Genomic DNA, 18,935 nt, shown 5'->3' on the forward strand with positions numbered 1-18,935 from the left:
GCGTCGGCCGTGGGACGGCGGACGGCGTCAGTAGCGCTCGAGCGCCGGCGGCTCGGTGTAGGCCGACCCGGACAGGCCCAGCGTCGCCTCGTAGATCTTCTTGTACGTGCCGTCCTTGACGTGCTTGTCCAGCGAGTCGTTGATCGCGTCGCGCAGGACCTTGTCGTCCTTGTTCAGGCCGACGCCGTAGGGCTCGTCGGTGAACGGCTTGCCGACGACCTTGAGCTTGCCGGAGTTGGCGGCCGCGTAACCCTTGAGGATCGAGTCGTCCGTGGTGAGAGCGTCGACCTGCTTGGTCAGCACCTGCTGCACGCAGTCGGAGTACTTGGCCAGCTCGACGACGTTCGCGCCGTACTCCGGCTTCTTGATCTCCTGGAGCGGGGTGGAGCCGACGATCGAGCAGACCTTCTTGCCCTTCACCGACTCCTTGCCGGTGATGGAGTTGTCGTCCTTGCGGACCAGGAGGTCGGCGCCCGCCTTGTAGTACGGACCGGCGAAACCGACCTGCTTCTTGCGCTCGTCGTTGATCGTGTACGTGCCGACGAAGTAGTCGACCTGGCCCTTGGAGATCGCCGTCTCACGGATGCCGGAGTCGACGGTCTTCCACTCGATCTGCTTCTCCGTGAAGCCGAGGTCCGCCGCGATCATCTTGGCGATCTCGATGTCGAAGCCGGAGCGCTCCTTGGTCGACTGGTCCTCGAAGCCGAGGTAGGGCTGGTCGGCCTTGGCGCCGATGATCAGCTTGCCGCGCTGCTTCGCCTTCTTGAAGACCGGCGAGTCCAGCTCGACGTCCTTGGCGACGGTGTACGTGGGCAGCGCGGGAGCCTCGGAGGAACCGGGCTTGGTGCCGCCCGGCTTGTCACCGGCGGAACCCTCCTTGCCACCACACGCGGTCGCGGTCAGGGCGAGGACGGCGATGGCCGCGACGGCGGCCGACTTGCGGAGCTTCATGTGAGTTTTCCTTATGCCGTAGGTCGTTGTCGTCAGTCGTCGGTCGTCAGTGGTGAAGGATCTTCGACAGGAAGTCCTTGGCCCGGTCGCTGCGCGGGTTGCTGAAGAACTGCTCGGGCGTGGCCTCTTCGACGATCTTGCCGTCCGCCATGAACACCACGCGGTTGGCGGCCGAGCGGGCGAAGCCCATCTCGTGGGTGACGACGATCATCGTCATCCCGTCCCGGGCCAGCTGCTGCATGACTTCGAGGACCTCGTTGATCATCTCCGGGTCGAGAGCCGACGTGGGCTCGTCGAAGAGCATGACCTTCGGGTCCATCGCCAACGCCCGTGCGATCGCGACGCGTTGCTGCTGGCCACCGGAGAGCTGTGCCGGGTACTTGTCGGCCTGCACACCGACGCCGACCCGGTCGAGCAGGGTCCGGGCCTTCTCCTCCGCGGCCTTCTTGTCGGTCTTGCGGACCTTGGTCTGGCCCAGCATGACGTTCTCCAGCACCGTCTTGTGTGCGAAGAGATTGAACGACTGGAAGACCATGCCCACGTCTGCGCGCAGCCGCGCCAGCTCCTTGCCCTCCTGGGGCAGGGGCTTGCCGTCGATCGAGATCGCACCCGAATCGATCGTCTCCAAGCGGTTGATCGTGCGGCACAGCGTGGACTTTCCGGACCCGGAGGGCCCGATGACGACCACGACCTCGCCACGGGCGATGGTCAGGTCGATGTCCTGGAGCACATGCAGCGCGCCGAAGTGCTTGTTGACGTCGCTCAGTACGACAAGGTCGTCGCCCGCAGGCGCGGCATTCTCGGCGGCCTTGGTCACTGAAACTCCGCTCATCGGCTTCTTGCTCCGTCCTCCTCGGGTGCCAAGGACACTAATGACGCGGTGCGACCAGCGTCATTACATCTGAGCGGAAATTGAGCATAACGATCCGGCGGCAACCGGACACTCCGCGTGAAGGGGACGCCACGCGCTGCGCCGGGGCGTACCGGGTGCATAACGGAAACCCTGCTGTAACCGGCAACCCCTTGACTGGCATACCCGTCATCGGAGTGGATGCCCTGTGCGGCAGAAGAACGTGAAGCGTCGCTGAACGGAATGTTTCGGCCAAAGCCCGAAGATCCAGGGAGACGGAGAGGAGGGCCATGAGACTGCTGCTCGTCGAGGACGACGACCATGTCGCGGCGGCCCTGTCCGCCGTGCTCGCCCGGCACGGGTTCCAGGTCGTGCACGCCCGCAATGGCGAGGAGGCCCTGCGCGCGCTGCTGCCCGCGGAGAAGGAGCCCTTCGGGGTCATCCTCCTCGACCTCGGCCTGCCCGACCAGGACGGCTACGAGGTGTGCGGCAAGATCCGCAAGCGCACCGCCACCCCGGTGATCATGGTGACCGCCCGGGCCGATGTGCGCTCCCGCATCCACGGACTCAACCTCGGCGCCGACGACTACGTCACCAAGCCCTACGACACCGGCGAGCTGCTCGCCCGTATCCACGCGGTCGCCCGGCGCACCACCAGCGGCGAGGACACCGCCCCGACGCCGGTCGCCGCCCTGCGCCTGGGATCCGTCGCGATAGAGCTGCCCACCCGCCGCGTCAGCGTCGACGGCACCGAAGTCCAGCTGACCCGCAAGGAGTTCGACCTCCTGGCCCTCCTCGCGCAGCGGCCCGGCGTGGTCTTCCGCCGCGAGCAGATCATCAGCGAGGTCTGGCGCACCAGTTGGGAGGGGACCGGGCGCACCCTGGAGGTGCACGTGGCCTCGCTGCGCTCCAAGCTGCGGCTGCCCGCCCTCATCGAGACCGTGCGGGGCGTCGGCTACCGGCTCGTCGCGCCGTCCGCGTAACGGGCCGGTACGTCCCCGGTGCGCACCCGTCTCCTTCCGCTGCTCATCACCCTCATGGCGGCCGTCCTGCTCACCCTCGGCTTCCCGCTCGCGGTGAGCGTGGCCGCCGCCGAGCAGCAGCGCCTGGTCATCGACCGGATCGACGACACCGCCCGCTTCGCGGCCCTCGCGCAGTCCATCACCGACACCGTCCCGGCGCTGGACGAGCGCCGTCTGACGCTCGCCACCGACCTGGAGGTCTACGCCTCGGTGTACGGCATCCGGGTCGGCGTCTTCTACCGCAACGACCTGGCCCTGGCGAAGGCCCCGGGCACCTGGATGCTGCCCGCCGAGGGGGAGGGGCGCACGGCCTTCAACGAGGCGCTGCTCGGCCGCCGTTCGCACGACCCCCCGCAGGTCTGGCCCTGGCAGGACGGCCGCGTCGTCGTCGCCTCGCCCGTCGTGCGCGACGGGGACGTCGTGGCGGTGGTCGTCATCGACTCGCCCACCGACGAGATGCGCTCCCGGATCCTGCGGACCTGGCTGCTGATCGCGGTCGGCGAGGCCCTGGCCATGCTGGTCGCCGTCGGCGCCGCCGTCCGGCTCACCGGCTGGGTGCTGCTGCCGGTACGGGTCCTGGACGCGGCCACCCACGACATCGCCGTCGGCCGGATGCGTTCACGGGTCGCGGCCGCCGGAGGGCCCCCGGAGCTGCGGCGGCTGGCCCGCTCCTTCAACGAGATGGCCGACAACGTCGAGGACGTACTGGAACAACAGCGCGCCTTCGTCGCCGACGCCTCGCACCAGCTGCGCAACCCGCTCGCCGCGCTCCTGCTGCGCATCGAGCTCCTCGCCCTGGAACTGCCCGAGGGCAACGAGGAGATCGCCGCCGTACGCACCGAGGGCAAGCGACTGGCCCGGGTCCTGGACGACCTGCTCGACCTGGCCCTGGCCGAACACACCGAGGCCGACCTCCAGCTGACCGACATCGTCCCGCTCACCGCCGAGCGCGTCGCCTCCTGGCGCCCGACGGCGGACGAGAAGGGCGTGCACCTCACCCAGGACGGGGCCCCGGCCGCCACCGCCTGGGCTGACCCGGTGGCCCTCTCCAGCGCGCTGGACGCCGTCATCGACAACGCCCTGAAGTTCACCCCGGCCGGACAGGACGTACGGGTCACGGTCACCCCGGGAACCACCGTCACGACCGTCGTGGTCGCCGACCGGGGGCCCGGCCTCACCGATCAAGAGCTGGAGCGGGTCGGTGACCGCTTCTGGCGCAGCACCCGCCACCAGAACGTGAGCGGGTCGGGGCTCGGCCTATCCATCTCCCGCGTGCTGCTCGCGGCGGGCGGCGGCTCGATCACGTACGAGCGCCACGAGCCGCACGGACTGCTGGTCACCGTCTCCGTGCCGCGCGAGCTGCCGCTCACCCCCCGAGGGCCGCGGCTACCGGCGGACCCGGCTCAGGGTCAGGGCTTGACCGAGCGGTAGTAACGTTTGGCGCCCTCGTGGACCGCCAGCGGGTCCGTGTAGATCGCCGTCCGAAGGTCCACCAGCTGCGCGGCGTGCACCTCGCGGCCGATCCGGTCCCGGCTGTTGATCACGGTACGGGTGAACGCCTCGGTCATGGCCGGATCCGTACGGTCCGTGGTGATGAGCAGATTGGCGACGGCGACCGTGGGGACCGATACGCCGCGCTGGGCGAAGTGGTACGCGTCGGCGGGCATCGTGGCCGACCGGTAGTAGCGGGCGGAGCCGCCGATCGACTGCAACTCCTTGATCAGGGCCTCGTCCAGCGGGACCAGCTTGATCGAGAACCGCTGCGAAAGCTCCTGCACGGCCCCCGTCGGGAGCCCGCCGGACCAGAAGAAGGCGTCGAGCCCACCGGCGACCAGCCGGTCGGGCATGGTGTTGATCCCCGCCGGCACAGCGGTCACGTCCCGCGTCGGATGGATCCCCGCCGCGTTCAGCAGCCGGTCCGCTACCAGCCGGACACCGGAGCCCTCCTGGCCGACGCCGACCCGCTTGCCCCGCAGATCGGCCACGCTCCCGATCTCGGAGTCGCGCGGGACGACCAGCTGCACGTAGTCGTCGTAGAGCCGCACACAGCCCCGCAGCAGGTGTGCGCCGGGCCTGCCGTCGCGCACATAGGTGGCCACGGCGTCGGCGGTGGCGATGGTGAAGTCCGCCTCCCCCGTCGCCACCCGCGCGAGGTTCTGCTGGGAGCCCTCGCTGGTGAGGAGCTTTATCGACACATCGGGCATGTCCTTGGCAAGGGCGCCTTCCAGCCGTTCCCCGTACCGCTGGTAGACGCCGCTCGGCACCCCCGTGGAGAAGGTCAGTGACCCGCTCGGGGTCCGTTCGCCCAGAGGAAGGAGCCACCACGCGAGCAGCCCGAGCACGGCCGTGAGCACGACGCCCGCCTGAAGGGTGCGGTGCCGACCGAATCGGGACAGAGCGTGGAGCATGCGGGCGATCCTGCCAGCTCACCGCCCCTCTGACCAGGCCCGGCCGGGCAGGGACCGGGGCGCGCCCGGCAACCGCCTACCCTGGTCCCATGAGCAGCGGCAACCGGAGCGAAGAAGCAGTGGACGTCCAGAAGAGCTACGAGGTGCGCACCTACGGGTGCCAGATGAACGTCCACGACTCCGAACGGCTGTCGGGTCTCCTGGAGGACGCCGGTTACGTACGGGCCCCCGAAGGCGCCGACGGCGACGCCGACGTCGTCGTCTTCAACACCTGCGCGGTGCGCGAGAACGCCGACAACAAGCTCTACGGCAACCTCGGCAGGCTCGCCCCGATGAAGACCAAGCGGCCCGGGATGCAGATCGCCGTCGGTGGCTGCCTGGCCCAGAAGGACCGCGACACCATCGTCAAGCGGGCCCCGTGGGTGGACGTCGTCTTCGGTACGCACAACATCGGCAAGCTGCCCGTGCTGCTGGAGCGCGCCCGGATCCAGGAGGAGGCGCAGATCGAGATCGCCGAATCCCTGGAGGCCTTCCCCTCCACGCTCCCCACCCGCCGCGAGTCCGCCTACGCCGCGTGGGTCTCCATCTCCGTCGGCTGCAACAACACCTGCACCTTCTGCATCGTCCCGGCGCTGCGCGGCAAGGAGAAGGACCGTCGCACCGGCGACATCCTGGCCGAGATCGAGGCCCTGGTCGCCGAGGGCGTGTCCGAGATCACCCTGCTCGGCCAGAACGTCAACGCCTACGGCTCCGACATCGGCGACCGCGAGGCCTTCTCCAAGCTGCTGCGCGCCTGCGGCAGGATCGAGGGCCTGGAGCGCGTCCGCTTCACCTCCCCGCACCCCCGCGACTTCACCGACGACGTCATCGCCGCCATGGCCGAGACGTCGAACGTGATGCCGCAGCTCCACATGCCGATGCAGTCCGGTTCCGACCGCGTACTGAAGGCGATGCGTCGCTCCTACCGTCAGGAGCGCTTCCTCGGCATCATCGAGAAGGTGCGCGCCGCGATGCCGGACGCCGCCATCTCCACCGACATCATCGTGGGCTTCCCCGGCGAGACGGAGGAGGACTTCGAGCAGACCATGCACGCGGTCCGCGAGGCCCGTTTCGCCAACGCGTTCACCTTCCAGTACTCGAAGCGACCCGGGACCCCGGCCGCCGACATGGACGGCCAGATCCCCAAGGAGGTCGTGCAGGAGCGGTACATGCGCCTGTCCGCCCTCCAGGAGCAGATCTCCTGGGACGAGAACAAGAAGCAGGTCGGCCGCACCCTGGAGGTCATGGTCGCCGAGGGCGAGGGCCGCAAGGACGGCGCCACCCACCGCCTCTCCGGCCGCGCCCCCGACAACCGCCTCGTCCACTTCACCAAGCCCGCCCAGGACGTGCGCCCCGGCGACGTGGTGACCGTCGAGATCACCTACGCCGCCCCGCACCACCTCCTCGCGGAGGGCACCCCGCTCGCGGTACGGGGCACCCGCGCGGGCGACGCCTGGCAGAAGCGCAGCACGGCGGCCGCCAAGCCGGCCGGCGTGATGCTCGGCCTCCCCACCGTCGGCGCTCCGGCCCCGCTCCCTGCCGCCGCGGCCCCGGCCTGCGGCATCGGCTGACCGTTGGAGGGATGCCGGGGCGCGCGGGGTCGCGCCCCGGCAAGTACGGCTCCGGACTCCGTCCGCCCCCCGGCAAGTACGCTGGCCGGCATGCTTGTCGCCGCCGCCGTGTGCCCCTGCCCGCCGCTCCTGGTGCCCGAGGTCGCCGCCGCGGCCGCACCTGAACTCGACCCCGCGCGCGCCGCGTGCCTGGACGCCGTGGGGGTGCTCGCCGCCTCCCGCCCCGACCTGCTCGTGGTCGTCGGACCGGGGGACGGCAGGACCGCCGGGGCGTACCCGGCGGGCGGGCACGGCTCCTTCCGGGGCTTCGGCGTCGGCCTCGACGTCACCCTGGGCGAGCCGGACCCGGCCGCGCAGGGACCGGCGCTCGCGGACTCCCTCGCCGTGGGCGCGTGGCTGCTGAGCCGGGCCCGCTGGGCCGGGGCACCGGTCGAGGGGCTCGCGGTGGACGGGCGCAGCCCCGCCGCGGAGTGCGCCCGGGCCGGGCGGGAGCTGGCCGGCCGGGCCGGCCGCGTCGCACTCCTCGTGATGGGCGACGGCAGCGCCTGCCGCACGCTCAAGGCGCCCGGCTATCTCGACGAGCGGGCCGAGGCCTTCGACGCCCGGGCGACCGAGGCACTGGGCTCCGCGGACCTCGCCGCACTGGACGCGCTGGACGAGACACTCGCGTACGAGCTCAAGGCGGCCGGCAGGGCCCCCTGGCAGCTGCTCAGCGGCGCCGCACGGGGAGCGGGCCTCGGCGGACGGCTGCTGTACGAGGACGCGCCCTACGGGGTGGGCTACACCGTCGCCGCCTGGTCCTGACCCGCACAGCCCGACGGCGGCACCGGGAGGGAACCGGTGCCGCCGTCGGGGACTGCCGCTGTCAGATCACGAGGCGGGCGGCGGAGAGGGCGGGGTGGTGCCGGGCGCCCCCGGGGTGCCCCCGTCCTTCTGGCCCAGCTTGTCCACGGCCTCCTTGGCCTTGCGCGCACCCGTGTCGATCTTGTCGCTGTACTTGCCCTTGGTCTTCTGGTCGACCGTGCGCGCTGCCTTGTCGAGGCCCTGCTCGATCTTGCCCCCGTGCTGCTGCGCGAGGTCGCCGACCTTTTCCTTGGCCGGTCCCAGCTTGGCCTTCAGGTTGTCCAGGAACCCCATTGGGTCACCTTCCGTGCGGTGAGGACGGTCTGCGGGAGCGTTCTCCCGCCCCCCATTGTCCGTCACCTGTCCCTTCCTGCCGGTTTTACTCGCCCTTTAGCGTTTCCCTGATGCTCTTCCACGCTTTCGGCGGTGTGCGGGAGGCCCCTGGATATTTGGGAGACTGTCCCGGTGAACCGTCCCGCTTCAGCCCCCCGTGTCATCACCGTCGTCGGCCCCACCGCGGCCGGAAAATCCGATCTGGGGGTCTTCCTCGCCCGGGAGCTCGGCGGAGAGGTGGTCAACGCCGACTCCATGCAGCTCTACCGCGGGATGGACATCGGTACGGCGAAGATGACGTCCGCCGAGCGCGCGGGCGTCCCGCACCACCTGCTGGACATCTGGGACGTCACCGAGGCCGCCAGCGTCGCCGAGTACCAGCGCCTGGCCCGGCTGGAGATCGACCGGCTGCTCGCCGAGGGCCGCACGCCGATCCTCGTGGGCGGCTCCGGGCTGTACGTGAAGGGCGCCATCGACGCCCTGGAGTTCCCCGGCACGGACCCCGAGGTGCGCGCCCGGCTCGAAGAGGAGCTGGACGAGCGCGGCTCCGGCTTCCTGCACCAGCGGCTCGCCGCCGCTGACCCCGACGCCGCCCGGTCCATCCTCCCGAGCAACGGCCGCCGTATCGTCCGCGCCCTCGAAGTCGTCGAGATCACCGGCAAGCCCTTCACCGCCAACCTCCCCGGCGACGAGCCGGTCTACGACGCCGTGCAGATCGGCGTCGACGTCGAGCGCCCCGAGCTGGACGAGCGCATCACCCTGCGCGTCGACCGGATGTGGGAGGCCGGCCTCGTCGACGAGGTGCGCGCCCTGGAGGCGTCCGGACTCCGCGAGGGACTCACCGCCTCACGGGCGCTCGGCTACCAGCAGGTCCTCGCGGCGCTCGCGGGGGAGTGCACCGAGGAGGAGGCGCGGGCGGCGACCGTACGCGCCACCAAGCGCTTCGCGCGTCGGCAGGACTCCTGGTTCCGCCGCGACCCGCGCGTCCACTGGCTCGGCGGCGGGCACCGTGACCGGGAAGAACTCCCGCACCGCACGCTGACGTTGATCGAACGAGCGGTCACAGCCTGATCACGTGATGGCATCGGGACGCTCCGGCCGTCAATTCGGCACCCGCGACCATGCCATCATCGAGCATCGATCCACCAGCGGAGTCCGAGTAGGGAGGGCGCGTGGCGATGGAGGCCGGCCCTCGCGACACGGAGCAGCACGATGTACCGCCACCGCGGGAGATCGCGGGGCGGCTGAGTCCCGACGGGCCCGACGAGCAGGACGTGGCCCCCGAGGTCGAGGTCGAGCTGCGCCCCACCCGCAAACTGCGGATCTGGCAGCTCGCACCCATCGTCGTGCTGGCCACAGTGGGCTCCCTGATGTTCGCCTTCCCGCTCGCCTTCGAGTTCGGTGACGGCGGTGCCGTGGTCGCCATGCTGGGGCTCCTGATCAGCTGCTGCGCGGCCGGCTGGGGCATGATGGCGGCCCGTCGCGTCGGCCACACCTGGCCCGGCCTGCCGGCCAGGGGTTCGGGCGACCGCCTCGACTGGCGCGTGATCGCGCTGTACGTCGCCGCGGGCGCCGGACTGGTCGCACTCGCCGTGTGGCGCGTGGCCCGCCTGCGCTGACGCCACCCGGGGGAGAACCGGCGGGTCCGGCCTCGCGGAGTGTCGGTGGTGGCTCGTACAGTTGCCCTGTGAGCACTTCGCAGATCACCTTCCTCAAGGGCCACGGCACCGAGAACGACTTCGTGATCGTCCCCGACCCGGACAACGCCCTCGCGCTGCCCGCGTCCGTCGTCGCCCGGATCTGCGACCGCCGGGCCGGTATCGGCGGGGACGGCCTGCTGCACGTCGTCCGCTCCGCGGCCCACCCCGAGGCCCAGGGCATGGCCGCCGAGGCCGAGTGGTTCATGGACTACCGCAACGCCGACGGCTCGATCGCCGAGATGTGCGGCAACGGGGTGCGCGTCTTCGCCCATTACCTCCAGCGCGAAGGCCTCGTCGAGCAGGGCGGCCTCGCCGTCGCCACCCGGGGCGGCATCAAGCAGGTCCACCTCGCCAAGGACGGCGACATCACCGTCTCCATGGGGCGCGCCCTGCTGCCCGAGGCGAGTGCCACGGTCGCCGTCGGGGAGCGCAGCTGGCCCTCGCGCAACGTCAACATGGGCAACCCGCACGCCGTCGCCTTCGTCGACGACCTCGCCCACGCCGGCGACCTGCTCTCCGCCCCTCCGGTCAGCCCGGCCGCGGTCTACCCCGACGGCGTCAACGTCGAGTTCGTCGTCGACCGGGGTCCCCGCCACGTCGCCATGCGTGTCCACGAGCGCGGCTCCGGCGAGACCCGCTCCTGCGGCACCGGCGCCTGCGCGGTGGCCGTCGCCACCGCCCGGCGGGACGGCAGGGATCCGGCGGTGACCGGACTCCCCGCGACGTATCGGGTGGACCTCCCCGGCGGCACCCTGACCATCACCGAGCACCCGGACGGTTCGGTCGACATGACCGGCGCCGCCGTGATCGTCGCCGAGGGCACCATCGACCTGGCCTGGCTGGAAACGGTCACGGTCTGACGCTGTGCGGCCGACCGGTCGGCGGCTCCCGACTCGAAACGCTGATCGGTCCGAGCTTCGCTCGAATGGGTGATCCGTTTCACGCTGGGCGAGAGCCGGACCGCGCCACGTGGTGGGGTCGATAGCATCAAGCACCGGCCCGGAGAAGCGTCCGCCTCTCCCCACCGCCGGTCGACGCCGCCGGAGGTGCCCCATGAGTGCAGAGGCCGCCGATCCCGCCGCTGTGCCGCGCAGGCGGAGCCGGCCCCGGATCGATCTGCGCAGGCTGGGCCGGGTGGCGCTGCTCGGCCCCGTCCCCCGCGACCGGCTGCCCGACGCCATCGGCCATGTCGCCGACGCGCACCGCGCCCACCATCCCGACGCCGACCTGGGCACCCTCCACCGTGCCTATGTCCTCGCGGAGTCCTCGCACCGGGGCCAGATGCGCAAGAGCGGCGAGCCGTACATCACGCACCCGCTCGCCGTCACCCTGATCCTCGCCGAGCTCGGCGCCGAGACCACCACGCTGACCGCGTCCCTCCTCCACGACACCGTGGAGGACACCGAGGTGACCCTCGATCAGGTACGTGAGCAGTTCGGCGAAGAGGTCTGCTATCTCGTCGACGGCGTCACCAAACTCGAAAAGGTCGACTACGGCGCCGCCGCCGAGCCGGAGACCTTCCGCAAGATGCTCGTCGCCACCGGCAACGACGTCCGGGTCATGTCGATCAAGCTCGCGGACCGGCTGCACAACATGCGCACCCTCACCGTGATGCGCCCCGAGAAGCAGGCCCGGATCGCCAAGGTCACCCGGGACGTCCTCATCCCGCTGGCCGAACGGCTCGGCGTCCAGGCGCTCAAGACCGAGCTCGAAGACCTGGTCTTCGCGATCCTGAACCCTGAGGAGTACGAGGACACCCGCGCCCTCATCGCCGAGGTGACGGGCGAGAGCGACCCCCTGGCCCCCATCGCGGACAGCGTCCGGGCAACGCTCCGGGAAGCCGGCATCAGCGCCGAAGTCCTCATCAGGCCCCGCCACTTCGTCTCCGTCCACCGGGTCCGCAGGAAACGCGGCGAGCTGCGCCCCACCGACTTCGGCCGGCTGCTCGTCCTGGTCGGCGAGGACGCCGACTGCTACGCGGTCCTCGGTGAGCTGCACACCTGCTTCACCCCGGTGATCTCCGAGTTCAAGGACTTCATCGCCGCCCCCAAGTTCAACCTGTACCAGTCGCTGCACACCGCCGTCGTCGGCCCCGAGGGCGCCGTCGCCGAAGTCCTCATCCGTACGCACCGGATGCACAAGGTCGCCGAGGCGGGCGTCGTCGCCCTGGGCAACCCGTACGCCCACGACCCCACCGCCGCCCAGCAGGCCGAACCGTCCGACGAGCGCGCCGACCCGACTCGGCCCGGCTGGCTCTCCCGGCTGCTGGACTGGCAGGAGTCCGCCACCGACCCGGACACCTTCTGGACCACCCTGCGCGCCGACCTCGCCCAGGACCGCGAGATCACCGTGTTCGGCACCGACGGCAGGATGCTCGGACTGCCCGCCGGGGCCAGCTGCGTCGACGCCGCGTACGCCCAGCACGGGGAGCGGGCGCACACCTGCATCGGAGCCAGGGTCAACGGCCGCCTCGCCACCCTCTCCACCGTCCTCAGCGACGGCGACACCGTGCAGCTGCTGCTCGCCCAGGACACGGCCTCCGGCCCGTCGCCCGAGTGGCTGGACCACGCCCGCACCCCCGCCGCCCGCATCGCGATCACCGGCTGGCTCTCCGCCCACCCCGACGCCCCGGGCCCGGAGACCCAGGGAGCGGACGGGGCCGACGGCCGTACGGAGTCGGCGGCCGACGGCCCGCAGCCCACCGCACCCGCCCGCACCCGGTCCGGTGGGCGGGCCGCCAACGTCGTCGTCGACGGCCCGGAGAACCTCACCCGCCTGGCCGGCTGCTGTACTCCGGTGCCCCCGGACGAGGTGGTCGGCATCGTGGTCCGGGGCGGCGCCGTCACCGTGCACCGCCAGGAGTGTCCTGCCGTCGCCCGGATGCGGGAGATCGGCCGCGCGTCCGTCTCCGCCCGCTGGCGCGACGAGGACGGCGGGCGCGACACCGCCGCCTGCCGGGTCACCCTCGTCGCCGAGTCCTTCGGGCGCCCCCGGCTCCTCGCCGACCTCACCGAGGCGATCGCCACGGCCGACGCGGCCATCGTCTCCGCCACCGTGGAGCCCCCCAGCGAACAGCGTGTCCGGCACACCTACACCCTCCAGCTCCCCGATGCCGCCGGCCTGCCCGCCCTGATGCGGGCGATGCGCGAGGTCGCCGGGGTCTACGACGTCAGCCGCGCCCAGCACCCGGCCGCCACCGGCTGACCGCACTCCGGGGAGACCGCCCCGTTCGGGTGGTGCGGCGCGCGGCACCACCGGGAGAGCGCCCGGCGCTGATAGCGGTAGTCCATGTCGCACCTCTCCCGCCGCCTGCGGGCCGCCCTCCTGGCCACAGCTTCGTTCACCCTCGTCGCCGCCGCCCTGCCCGCCCCCGAGCCGCTCGGCATCGGTGACCGGCTCTTCCCCGAGCTGGGCAACCCCGGCTACGACGTCCTCACGTACGACCTCTCCTTCACGTACCACGGCAGCAACACCAAGCCCCTGGACGCCGTCACCAAGATCAGGGCCCGCACCACCGCACCGCTGGAGCGGATCAACCTCGACTTCGCCCGGGGCACCGTCCAGGGCGTCGAGGTCGACGGGCAGGCCGCCGACTTCGGCAGCAAGAACGAGGACCTGGTGATCCAGGCCCCCCGCCGCCTCCCCGAAGGCGTACCGCTGAACATCACCGTCCGGCACACCAGCGACCCGTCCGGCACCGCGGGCAACGGCGGCTGGATCCGTACCGCCGACGGCCTCGCCATGGCCAACCAGGCCGACGCCGCCCACCGGGTCTTCCCCAGCAACGACCACCCCTCGGACAAGGCGCACTTCACCTTCCGTATCACCGCGCCCCAGGACCTCACGGCCGTCGCCAACGGGCTGCCCGCCGGCCACACCCGTGACGGCGCCACGACCACCTGGACCTACCGCACCCGGCACCCCATGGCCACCGAGCTGGCCCAGGTCTCCATCGGCCGCTCCCACGTCCACCACCACACAGGACCGCACGGACTGCCCCTGCGCGACGTCGTCCCGGCCGCCGACCGCGAGAAGCTGGAGCCCTGGCTGAAGAAGACCCCCGCCCAGCTGGAGTGGATGGAGCGGCGGGTCGGCCGCTACCCCTTCGAGACGTACGGAGTCCTCGTCGCCGACAGCCGCATCGGCTTCGCGCTGGAGACCCAGACCATCTCGCTCTTCGGCAGGACCCTCTTCACCGAGCCCGCCTACCCCGAGTGGTACGTCGACTCCGTCATGGTCCACGAACTGGCCCACCAGTGGTTCGGCAACAGCGTCTCGCCCGCCTCCTGGTCCGACCTCTGGCTCAACGAGGGGCACGCCAGCTGGTACGAGGCCCTGTACGCGGAGGAGAACGGCGGAGGGACGCTGGAGCGGCGGATGCGCGAGGCGTACAAGCTCTCCGACGGCTGGCGGGCGAACGGCGGCCCGCCCGCGCACCCGGACGGCCCGGCCGAGGGGGAGAAGCTGAGCCTCTTCCGGCCCGTCGTCTATGACGGCAGCGCCCTGGTCCTCTACGCCCTGCGCCAGGAGATCGGCGCGGCCGCCTTCGACCGGCTGCAGCGCGCCTGGGTCCGGATCCATCGGGACGGTACGGCGACGACGGCGGACTTCACCCGGCTGGCGTCCGGCATCGCGGGACGGGACCTGACGGCCTTCTTCGAGGACTGGCTGTATGGGGAGAAGACCCCGGCGATGCCCGGGCACCCCGGCTGGCGTGCGGCCGAGCCCGCTGCCACCCCCTGATGGCGGGGAAAACCCCAGTGACGGGTCCGGTGGGGCCGTGCCACTATCGACAGGTCGGCACGGCGGACCGCACCGCATTCCCCGGCGGGAATGATCGGGAATCATCCGGACAGGTCACACGTTGTGACTGACGTAAAGACTTCTATCGACGTAAGGATCCAATGACCTCCTCTTCTTCCCTTCCCCAGGACGCGCAGGACGCGCAGAGCGCCACGGAGAACATCCCCGAGAGCCTCACCGAGAGCCTTCGGGCCGACGCCCTGATGGAAGAGGACGTCGCCTGGAGCCAGGAGATCGACGGAGCGCGCGACGGCGACCAGCTGGACCGCTCCGAGCGTGCCGCCCTGCGGCGCGTCGCCGGTCTCTCCACGGAGCTCGAGGACGTCAGCGAGGTCGAGTACCGACAGCTGCGCCTGGAGCGCGTCGTGCTGGTCGGTGTCTGGACCTCGGGGACGGTGCGTGACGCGGAGATCTCCCTCGCGGAGCTCGCCGCCCTCGCCGAGACGGCGGGCGCACAGGTCCTGGACGCGGTGTACCAGCGGCGCGACAAGCCCGACCCGGCGACCTACATCGGTTCCGGGAAGGCGCTGCAGCTGCGTGACATCGTCCTCGAATCCGGGGCCGACACCGTCATCTGCGACGGTGAGCTCAGCCCGGGCCAGCTGATCCACCTGGAAGACGTCGTCAAGGTGAAGGTGGTCGACCGGACCGCCCTCATCCTTGACATCTTCGCCCAGCACGCCAAGTCCCGGGAGGGCAAGGCACAGGTCTCGCTGGCGCAGATGCAGTACATGCTGCCGCGACTGCGCGGCTGGGGTCAGTCGCTCTCCCGTCAGATGGGCGGCGCCGGTTCCGGCGGCGGTGGCGGTATGGCCACCCGTGGTCCCGGTGAGACCAAGATCGAGACGGACCGGCGGCGGATCCGCGAGAAGATGGCGAAGATGCGCCGGGAGATCGCGGAAATGAAGACCGGCCGCGAGATCAAGCGCCAGGAGCGCAAGCGCAACAAGGTGCCCTCCGTCGCCATCGCCGGATACACCAACGCCGGCAAGTCCTCGCTGCTCAACCGGCTCACCGGAGCCGGTGTCCTGGTGGAGAACGCCCTGTTCGCCACCCTGGACCCGACCGTGCGCCGGGCCGAGACACCGAGCGGCCGCATCTACACCCTCGCCGACACCGTCGGGTTCGTACGGCACCTGCCGCACCACCTCGTCGAGGCGTTCCGCTCCACCATGGAGGAGGTCGGCGAGTCCGACCTCATCCTGCACGTGGTGGACGGCTCGCACCCGGTGCCGGAGGAGCAGCTCGCCGCGGTGCGCGAGGTGATCCGGGACGTCGGCGCGGTGAACGTGCGCGAGATCGTCGTGATCAACAAGGCGGACGCGGCGGACCCGCTGGTCCTCCAGCGGCTGCTGCGCAACGAGAAGTACGCGATCGCCGTCTCGGCCCGGACCGGTGCCGGGATCGATGAGCTGCTCGCGCTCATCGACGCCGAGCTGCCGCGCCCGTCCGTCGAGATCGAGGTGCTCGTGCCGTACATCCAGGGGGCGCTGGTCTCCCGGGTGCACGCCGAGGGTGAGGTCCTCTTCGAGGAGCACACCGCCGAGGGCACCCTGCTCAAGGCCCAGGTCCACGAGGAACTGGCGGCGGAGCTGGGGACGTTCGTCCCCGCCGCGCACTGATCACCGCACGACGCAAGCCGTGAGCACCGCACGGCACAGGCTGTGACCCAAGACGCCCGACCGGGACCTCCCGGCCGGGCGTCAGCTGGTTCCCGGCTCCTCGCGCCTCGCAGCATCGGAGTCCTCGTACCCCGGCGGCACGAAGCACGCGGTCACGGTCTTGCCGTCCCGTTGCGGATGGTGCTGCCAGCTGTCGGCCAGCGCGTCCACGATGGCCATACCGCGGCCTCCGAGTGCGCCCGGGTCGTCCGCGCGCCGGGCGGGCGGCTGCGAACTGGAGTCGTGGACGCTGACGTGCAGGCACGTGCTGTCCCATGTCAGGACGAGCTGGGCGTCGCTGCGGGCGTGCTTGTGCGCGTTGGTGATGAGCTCGGAGACGGCGATGAGCACCGAGTCCACGGTATCCGGCGCGTTGTCGGCCCACTCCAGGGACTCGAGGTGTTCGCGCGCCCAGTGCCGCCCCGCGCGCACTCCTTGGGATATGGGGAAGGACTGCGCCCAGCCCACCGCCCTCATCGTGGAGTCAGTCATTGCCATGCCTCTCGATCGGCCTCACAGGATTCGGCGCTCGGTCGCTTCCCCGTGTACCCGCCGGAACGCCGAACACCGTCCCTGCCCAGGCTTCGGCTCCGTCCGGTACGAAGGTGATTGGCCGGCCGGGCATCGGGCACACGACTGCGGCACCCCCCACACGAGGAGGATTCATGATCATCGTCGCAATAGTCGCCGTCTGTGTCGTTCTGGCCGTACTGGCCTTCGTCGTCCCGAAGCTGTCGCGCCGTCCGGAGCGTGGTGCACAACGCACTCTGGGCCTGGGCTCCCGCGCGGGCAGCAAGGCGCCGGGGCCGCTGGGCCGACTCTTCAGCAAGCCCTTCCGCAGCAGCTCCAAGGCTGTCGGCCGCAGCGGTTCGGCCGGTCGGCGCGCCCGGTGGAACATGCCGTTCTGACGGCGTGCCACCCGCACGTCCGCGCGCCGGAGTCCCCTGACGTCGGGCACCATGGCCGGATGGACGCCGATCAGCCGGAGCGGACCCCCGACGGCCGGTACATCGTGGTGAAGGGCCGTCGGTGGCGGGCCACCGATCCGGAGATCCCGGAGGATGTCGCCGCCGGTCTGCGCCGTCACCTCATGGCGGCCCGGCGAGGGGTGGCTGCCTCGCACCGGAACCGAGACCCGGTGGCCGAGAAGCTGGCCCGAAGCCGGGTGCACACGGCCAAGGTGGCCCTCGGCGAACGAGGCACCCCGTGGTGGGAGCAGTCCCTCGCCGAGCGGCGCCGCCGCTGGGAGGACGGGGCCGCGGAACTCGGCGCCGCCGGGGAGCCCGGACAGCGAACCGCCCGGCCGGCCGACGGATGAGTCGGCCGGCCGGGCGGGAATGGGCCCTGCCGCACCTCGTACGACGTCCTACTGGCGCCCGTACGACGCGTTCTACTGGCCCGCGTACTTCTCACTGACCGCGCGGTAGACGCCCTCGGCCTCCTTGCCGAGCCGGGGTCCGGCCAGCCAGCCCGCCGAGACCGGGCCGATCGAGGTGTTCGAGACGAGGGCGGGCTGCCCGTCCGAGCCGGTCGCGACCCAGCCACCACCGGAGGACCCACCGGTCATCGTGCAGCCGATGCGGTACATCGTCGGCTCGTTCTGGCGGACCGAGAGGCGGCCCGGCTTGTCCTTGCACTGGAGCAGCTTCTGGCCGTCGAACGGCGGCGCGGCCGGGTAGCCCGTGGCCGTCATGTCCGCGATCTGCGGTACGGCGGGGGCGGTGAAGTCGACCGCCAGCGCCGAACCGACCGTCTCCTCCAGCGACTTGCCCGTCGACCCCTTCTCCGGTGTCACATGCAGCACCGCGAAGTCGTAAGGGGCGCCCTGCCCGCCGGTCGCCGCACCCTGGGCGATCCACTGCTCGGAGGTCTGGGCCCACCGGCCCCACCACACGCCGTAGGGTGCGACCTTCTCCTTGGGCGCGGTCTCCAGCTCCGCCAGGGAGAGGTTGTCGTTGTTGTACGACGGGACGAAGGCGATGTTGCGGTACCAGCCGCCCGCCTTGCCCGCGTGCACACAGTGCCCGGCGGTCCACACCATGTTGGACTTGCCGGGGTTCGCCGGGTCCTTCACCACGGTCGCGGAACAGACCATCGGGCCCTTGGGGCCGTCGAAGAGCAGCTTCCCGGCCTCCGGCGCGTTGTCGTGGTACGGCGTCGCGACACCGGCCGCCTGGACGGGGGCGGGCGCCGGGTCCGTCACGCCGTCGTCACCGGAGATGTCGTTGTCGACCGGGTTCTCCGGGGGCTCGTCGGCCTCCCGCATCCGGTCCGGGTCCCAGAGGCCGTCGATGATCGGGTTGACGAAGTCCTGGGCCTCACGCAGCCACTTGTCCTTGTCCCAGTTCTTCCACTCGCCGTCCCGCCACTTGTCCGGGTCGATCCCGTGCTCCTTGAGCCGGTCCTTGAGATCGTCCGGAATCGTGATCTTGCCGTCGGCCTGGCCGGCCGGGGCGCTGGGCGTCGTACCGCCGCCGATGTCCTCCTCCGGACCGCAGGCGGTGGCGGTGAGCGCCAGGACGGCGACGGCCGCCGTCGCGGCGAGCACACCGGAAGGCATGCGCCGTACGCGCCTGCCGCGGCGTGCGGTGTCGGTCGGGCGAATGGGTCGCATCTGGTGATCCCCCTGGGACTTCGTCACTCGGTACTCCGTGCAGCTTTCGGACACTTCGGGGTAGCGGAACAACCTTCTCCGGCCCTCGGTGCGGCCCCCACTATGCCGGTGCCGACGGGGACGGTACGAGGCAGGTCCAC

General features: G+C 71.2%; 18 protein-coding genes. 12 read left to right on the forward strand and 6 right to left on the reverse strand.

Features of this window, described 5'->3' with window-relative positions; genetic code table 11:
• Positions 1-27 precede the first annotated feature (27 nt).
• A complete protein-coding gene (locus tag AMK21_RS29050) occupies positions 28-951 on the reverse strand; it encodes a glutamate ABC transporter substrate-binding protein (protein ID WP_073882149.1) in 924 nt (307 codons plus the stop codon).
• Between the two features lie 46 nt (positions 952-997).
• Complete coding sequence (locus AMK21_RS29055; RefSeq protein ID WP_030571273.1) at positions 998-1,783, reverse strand: amino acid ABC transporter ATP-binding protein; 786 nt, start codon at positions 1,781-1,783, stop codon at positions 998-1,000.
• Positions 1,784-2,091: 308 nt separating this feature from the next.
• On the opposite strand from AMK21_RS29055, the gene AMK21_RS29060 reads away from it, so the two are divergent.
• Both AMK21_RS29060 and AMK21_RS29065 read left to right on the forward strand, forming a co-directional pair.
• On the forward strand, positions 2,092-2,784 hold the full coding sequence (locus AMK21_RS29060) for a response regulator transcription factor (RefSeq protein ID WP_073882150.1): 693 nt from the start codon (positions 2,092-2,094) through the stop codon (positions 2,782-2,784).
• A gap of 18 nt (positions 2,785-2,802) precedes the next feature.
• The gene (locus tag AMK21_RS29065) at positions 2,803-4,254 is read left to right on the forward strand and encodes a sensor histidine kinase (protein ID WP_073882151.1); all 1,452 of its coding nucleotides are present in this window, start codon (positions 2,803-2,805) and stop codon (positions 4,252-4,254) included.
• Here the strand turns inward: AMK21_RS29065 and AMK21_RS29070 are convergent.
• On the reverse strand, positions 4,233-5,231 hold the full coding sequence (locus tag AMK21_RS29070) for a TAXI family TRAP transporter solute-binding subunit (protein ID WP_073882152.1): 999 nt from the start codon (positions 5,229-5,231) through the stop codon (positions 4,233-4,235). The genes AMK21_RS29065 and AMK21_RS29070 overlap by 22 nt on opposite strands.
• 89 nt (positions 5,232-5,320) lie before the next feature.
• Between AMK21_RS29070 and miaB the strand changes: the two genes are divergently transcribed.
• Positions 5,321-6,841: a tRNA (N6-isopentenyl adenosine(37)-C2)-methylthiotransferase MiaB gene (gene miaB, locus AMK21_RS29075; protein WP_073882153.1), complete on the forward strand. Its 1,521-nt coding sequence runs from the start codon at positions 5,321-5,323 to the stop codon at positions 6,839-6,841.
• Positions 6,842-6,931: 90 nt separating this feature from the next.
• Positions 6,932-7,645, forward strand: coding sequence for a hypothetical protein (locus tag AMK21_RS29080; protein ID WP_073882154.1), 714 nt, complete (start codon positions 6,932-6,934; stop codon positions 7,643-7,645).
• A gap of 66 nt (positions 7,646-7,711) precedes the next feature.
• On the opposite strand, the gene AMK21_RS29085 is transcribed toward AMK21_RS29080, so the two are convergent.
• A complete protein-coding gene (locus AMK21_RS29085) occupies positions 7,712-7,978 on the reverse strand; it encodes an antitoxin (protein ID WP_073882155.1) in 267 nt (88 codons plus the stop codon).
• A gap of 171 nt (positions 7,979-8,149) precedes the next feature.
• On the opposite strand from AMK21_RS29085, the gene miaA reads away from it, so the two are divergent.
• The 6 genes from miaA (at position 8,150) to hflX (ending at position 16,142) form a co-directional block, all read left to right on the forward strand.
• Positions 8,150-9,088, forward strand: coding sequence for a tRNA (adenosine(37)-N6)-dimethylallyltransferase MiaA (miaA, locus tag AMK21_RS29090; RefSeq protein WP_073882156.1), 939 nt, complete (start codon positions 8,150-8,152; stop codon positions 9,086-9,088).
• Between the two features lie 107 nt (positions 9,089-9,195).
• The gene (locus tag AMK21_RS29095; RefSeq protein ID WP_073882157.1) at positions 9,196-9,636 is read left to right on the forward strand and encodes a hypothetical protein; all 441 of its coding nucleotides are present in this window, start codon (positions 9,196-9,198) and stop codon (positions 9,634-9,636) included.
• Positions 9,637-9,704: 68 nt separating this feature from the next.
• Positions 9,705-10,577, forward strand: coding sequence for a diaminopimelate epimerase (gene dapF / locus AMK21_RS29100; RefSeq protein ID WP_073882158.1), 873 nt, complete (start codon positions 9,705-9,707; stop codon positions 10,575-10,577).
• A gap of 193 nt (positions 10,578-10,770) precedes the next feature.
• The gene (locus AMK21_RS29105; RefSeq protein ID WP_073882159.1) at positions 10,771-12,921 is read left to right on the forward strand and encodes a RelA/SpoT family protein; all 2,151 of its coding nucleotides are present in this window, start codon (positions 10,771-10,773) and stop codon (positions 12,919-12,921) included.
• A gap of 84 nt (positions 12,922-13,005) precedes the next feature.
• Positions 13,006-14,460: a M1 family metallopeptidase gene (locus AMK21_RS29110; RefSeq protein ID WP_073882160.1), complete on the forward strand. Its 1,455-nt coding sequence runs from the start codon at positions 13,006-13,008 to the stop codon at positions 14,458-14,460.
• A gap of 161 nt (positions 14,461-14,621) precedes the next feature.
• Positions 14,622-16,142: a GTPase HflX gene (gene hflX, locus AMK21_RS29115; RefSeq protein WP_073882161.1), complete on the forward strand. Its 1,521-nt coding sequence runs from the start codon at positions 14,622-14,624 to the stop codon at positions 16,140-16,142.
• 81 nt (positions 16,143-16,223) lie between these two features.
• Here the strand turns inward: hflX and AMK21_RS29120 are convergent, their stop codons facing one another.
• Positions 16,224-16,673: an ATP-binding protein gene (locus AMK21_RS29120; protein WP_199863305.1), complete on the reverse strand. Its 450-nt coding sequence runs from the start codon at positions 16,671-16,673 to the stop codon at positions 16,224-16,226.
• A gap of 173 nt (positions 16,674-16,846) precedes the next feature.
• Here AMK21_RS29120 and AMK21_RS29125 point away from each other — a divergent pair, with 173 nt between their 5' ends.
• Together AMK21_RS29125 and AMK21_RS29130 are read left to right on the forward strand one after the other, a co-directional pair.
• Positions 16,847-17,089, forward strand: coding sequence for a DUF6411 family protein (locus tag AMK21_RS29125; RefSeq protein ID WP_073882163.1), 243 nt, complete (start codon positions 16,847-16,849; stop codon positions 17,087-17,089).
• A 59-nt stretch (positions 17,090-17,148) separates the two neighbouring features.
• The gene (locus tag AMK21_RS29130; RefSeq protein WP_073882164.1) at positions 17,149-17,499 is read left to right on the forward strand and encodes a hypothetical protein; all 351 of its coding nucleotides are present in this window, start codon (positions 17,149-17,151) and stop codon (positions 17,497-17,499) included.
• 72 nt (positions 17,500-17,571) lie between these two features.
• On the opposite strand, the gene AMK21_RS29135 is transcribed toward AMK21_RS29130, so the two are convergent.
• Positions 17,572-18,741: a trypsin-like serine peptidase gene (locus AMK21_RS29135; RefSeq protein WP_073882269.1), complete on the reverse strand. Its 1,170-nt coding sequence runs from the start codon at positions 18,739-18,741 to the stop codon at positions 17,572-17,574.
• Between the last annotated feature and the right edge of the window lie 194 nt (positions 18,742-18,935).

The sequence above is a fragment of the Streptomyces sp. CB00316 genome (assembly GCF_001905595.1).
In the GTDB taxonomy this organism is placed as follows: Bacteria; Actinomycetota; Actinomycetes; order Streptomycetales; family Streptomycetaceae; genus Streptomyces.

Bases quoted from the DNA above. Each gene is read 5' to 3' on its own strand.
- AMK21_RS29050 (WP_073882149.1), bottom strand. From the start codon at position 951: ATGAAGCTCCGCAAGTCGGCCGCCGTCGCGGCCATCGCCGTCCTCGCC.
- AMK21_RS29055 (WP_030571273.1), bottom strand. From the start codon at position 1,783: ATGAGCGGAGTTTCAGTGACCAAGGCCGCCGAGAATGCCGCGCCTGCG.
- AMK21_RS29060 (WP_073882150.1), top strand. From the start codon at position 2,092: ATGAGACTGCTGCTCGTCGAGGACGACGACCATGTCGCGGCGGCCCTG.
- AMK21_RS29070 (WP_073882152.1), bottom strand. From the start codon at position 5,231: ATGCTCCACGCTCTGTCCCGATTCGGTCGGCACCGCACCCTTCAGGCG.
- miaB (WP_073882153.1), top strand. From the start codon at position 5,321: ATGAGCAGCGGCAACCGGAGCGAAGAAGCAGTGGACGTCCAGAAGAGC.
- AMK21_RS29080 (WP_073882154.1), top strand. From the start codon at position 6,932: ATGCTTGTCGCCGCCGCCGTGTGCCCCTGCCCGCCGCTCCTGGTGCCC.
- AMK21_RS29085 (WP_073882155.1), bottom strand. From the start codon at position 7,978: ATGGGGTTCCTGGACAACCTGAAGGCCAAGCTGGGACCGGCCAAGGAA.
- AMK21_RS29095 (WP_073882157.1), top strand. From the start codon at position 9,196: ATGGAGGCCGGCCCTCGCGACACGGAGCAGCACGATGTACCGCCACCG.
- AMK21_RS29105 (WP_073882159.1), top strand. From the start codon at position 10,771: ATGAGTGCAGAGGCCGCCGATCCCGCCGCTGTGCCGCGCAGGCGGAGC.
- AMK21_RS29110 (WP_073882160.1), top strand. From the start codon at position 13,006: ATGTCGCACCTCTCCCGCCGCCTGCGGGCCGCCCTCCTGGCCACAGCT.
- hflX (WP_073882161.1), top strand. From the start codon at position 14,622: ATGACCTCCTCTTCTTCCCTTCCCCAGGACGCGCAGGACGCGCAGAGC.
- AMK21_RS29120 (WP_199863305.1), bottom strand. From the start codon at position 16,673: ATGACTGACTCCACGATGAGGGCGGTGGGCTGGGCGCAGTCCTTCCCC.
- AMK21_RS29125 (WP_073882163.1), top strand. From the start codon at position 16,847: ATGATCATCGTCGCAATAGTCGCCGTCTGTGTCGTTCTGGCCGTACTG.
- AMK21_RS29130 (WP_073882164.1), top strand. From the start codon at position 17,149: ATGGACGCCGATCAGCCGGAGCGGACCCCCGACGGCCGGTACATCGTG.
- AMK21_RS29135 (WP_073882269.1), bottom strand. From the start codon at position 18,741: ATGCCTTCCGGTGTGCTCGCCGCGACGGCGGCCGTCGCCGTCCTGGCG.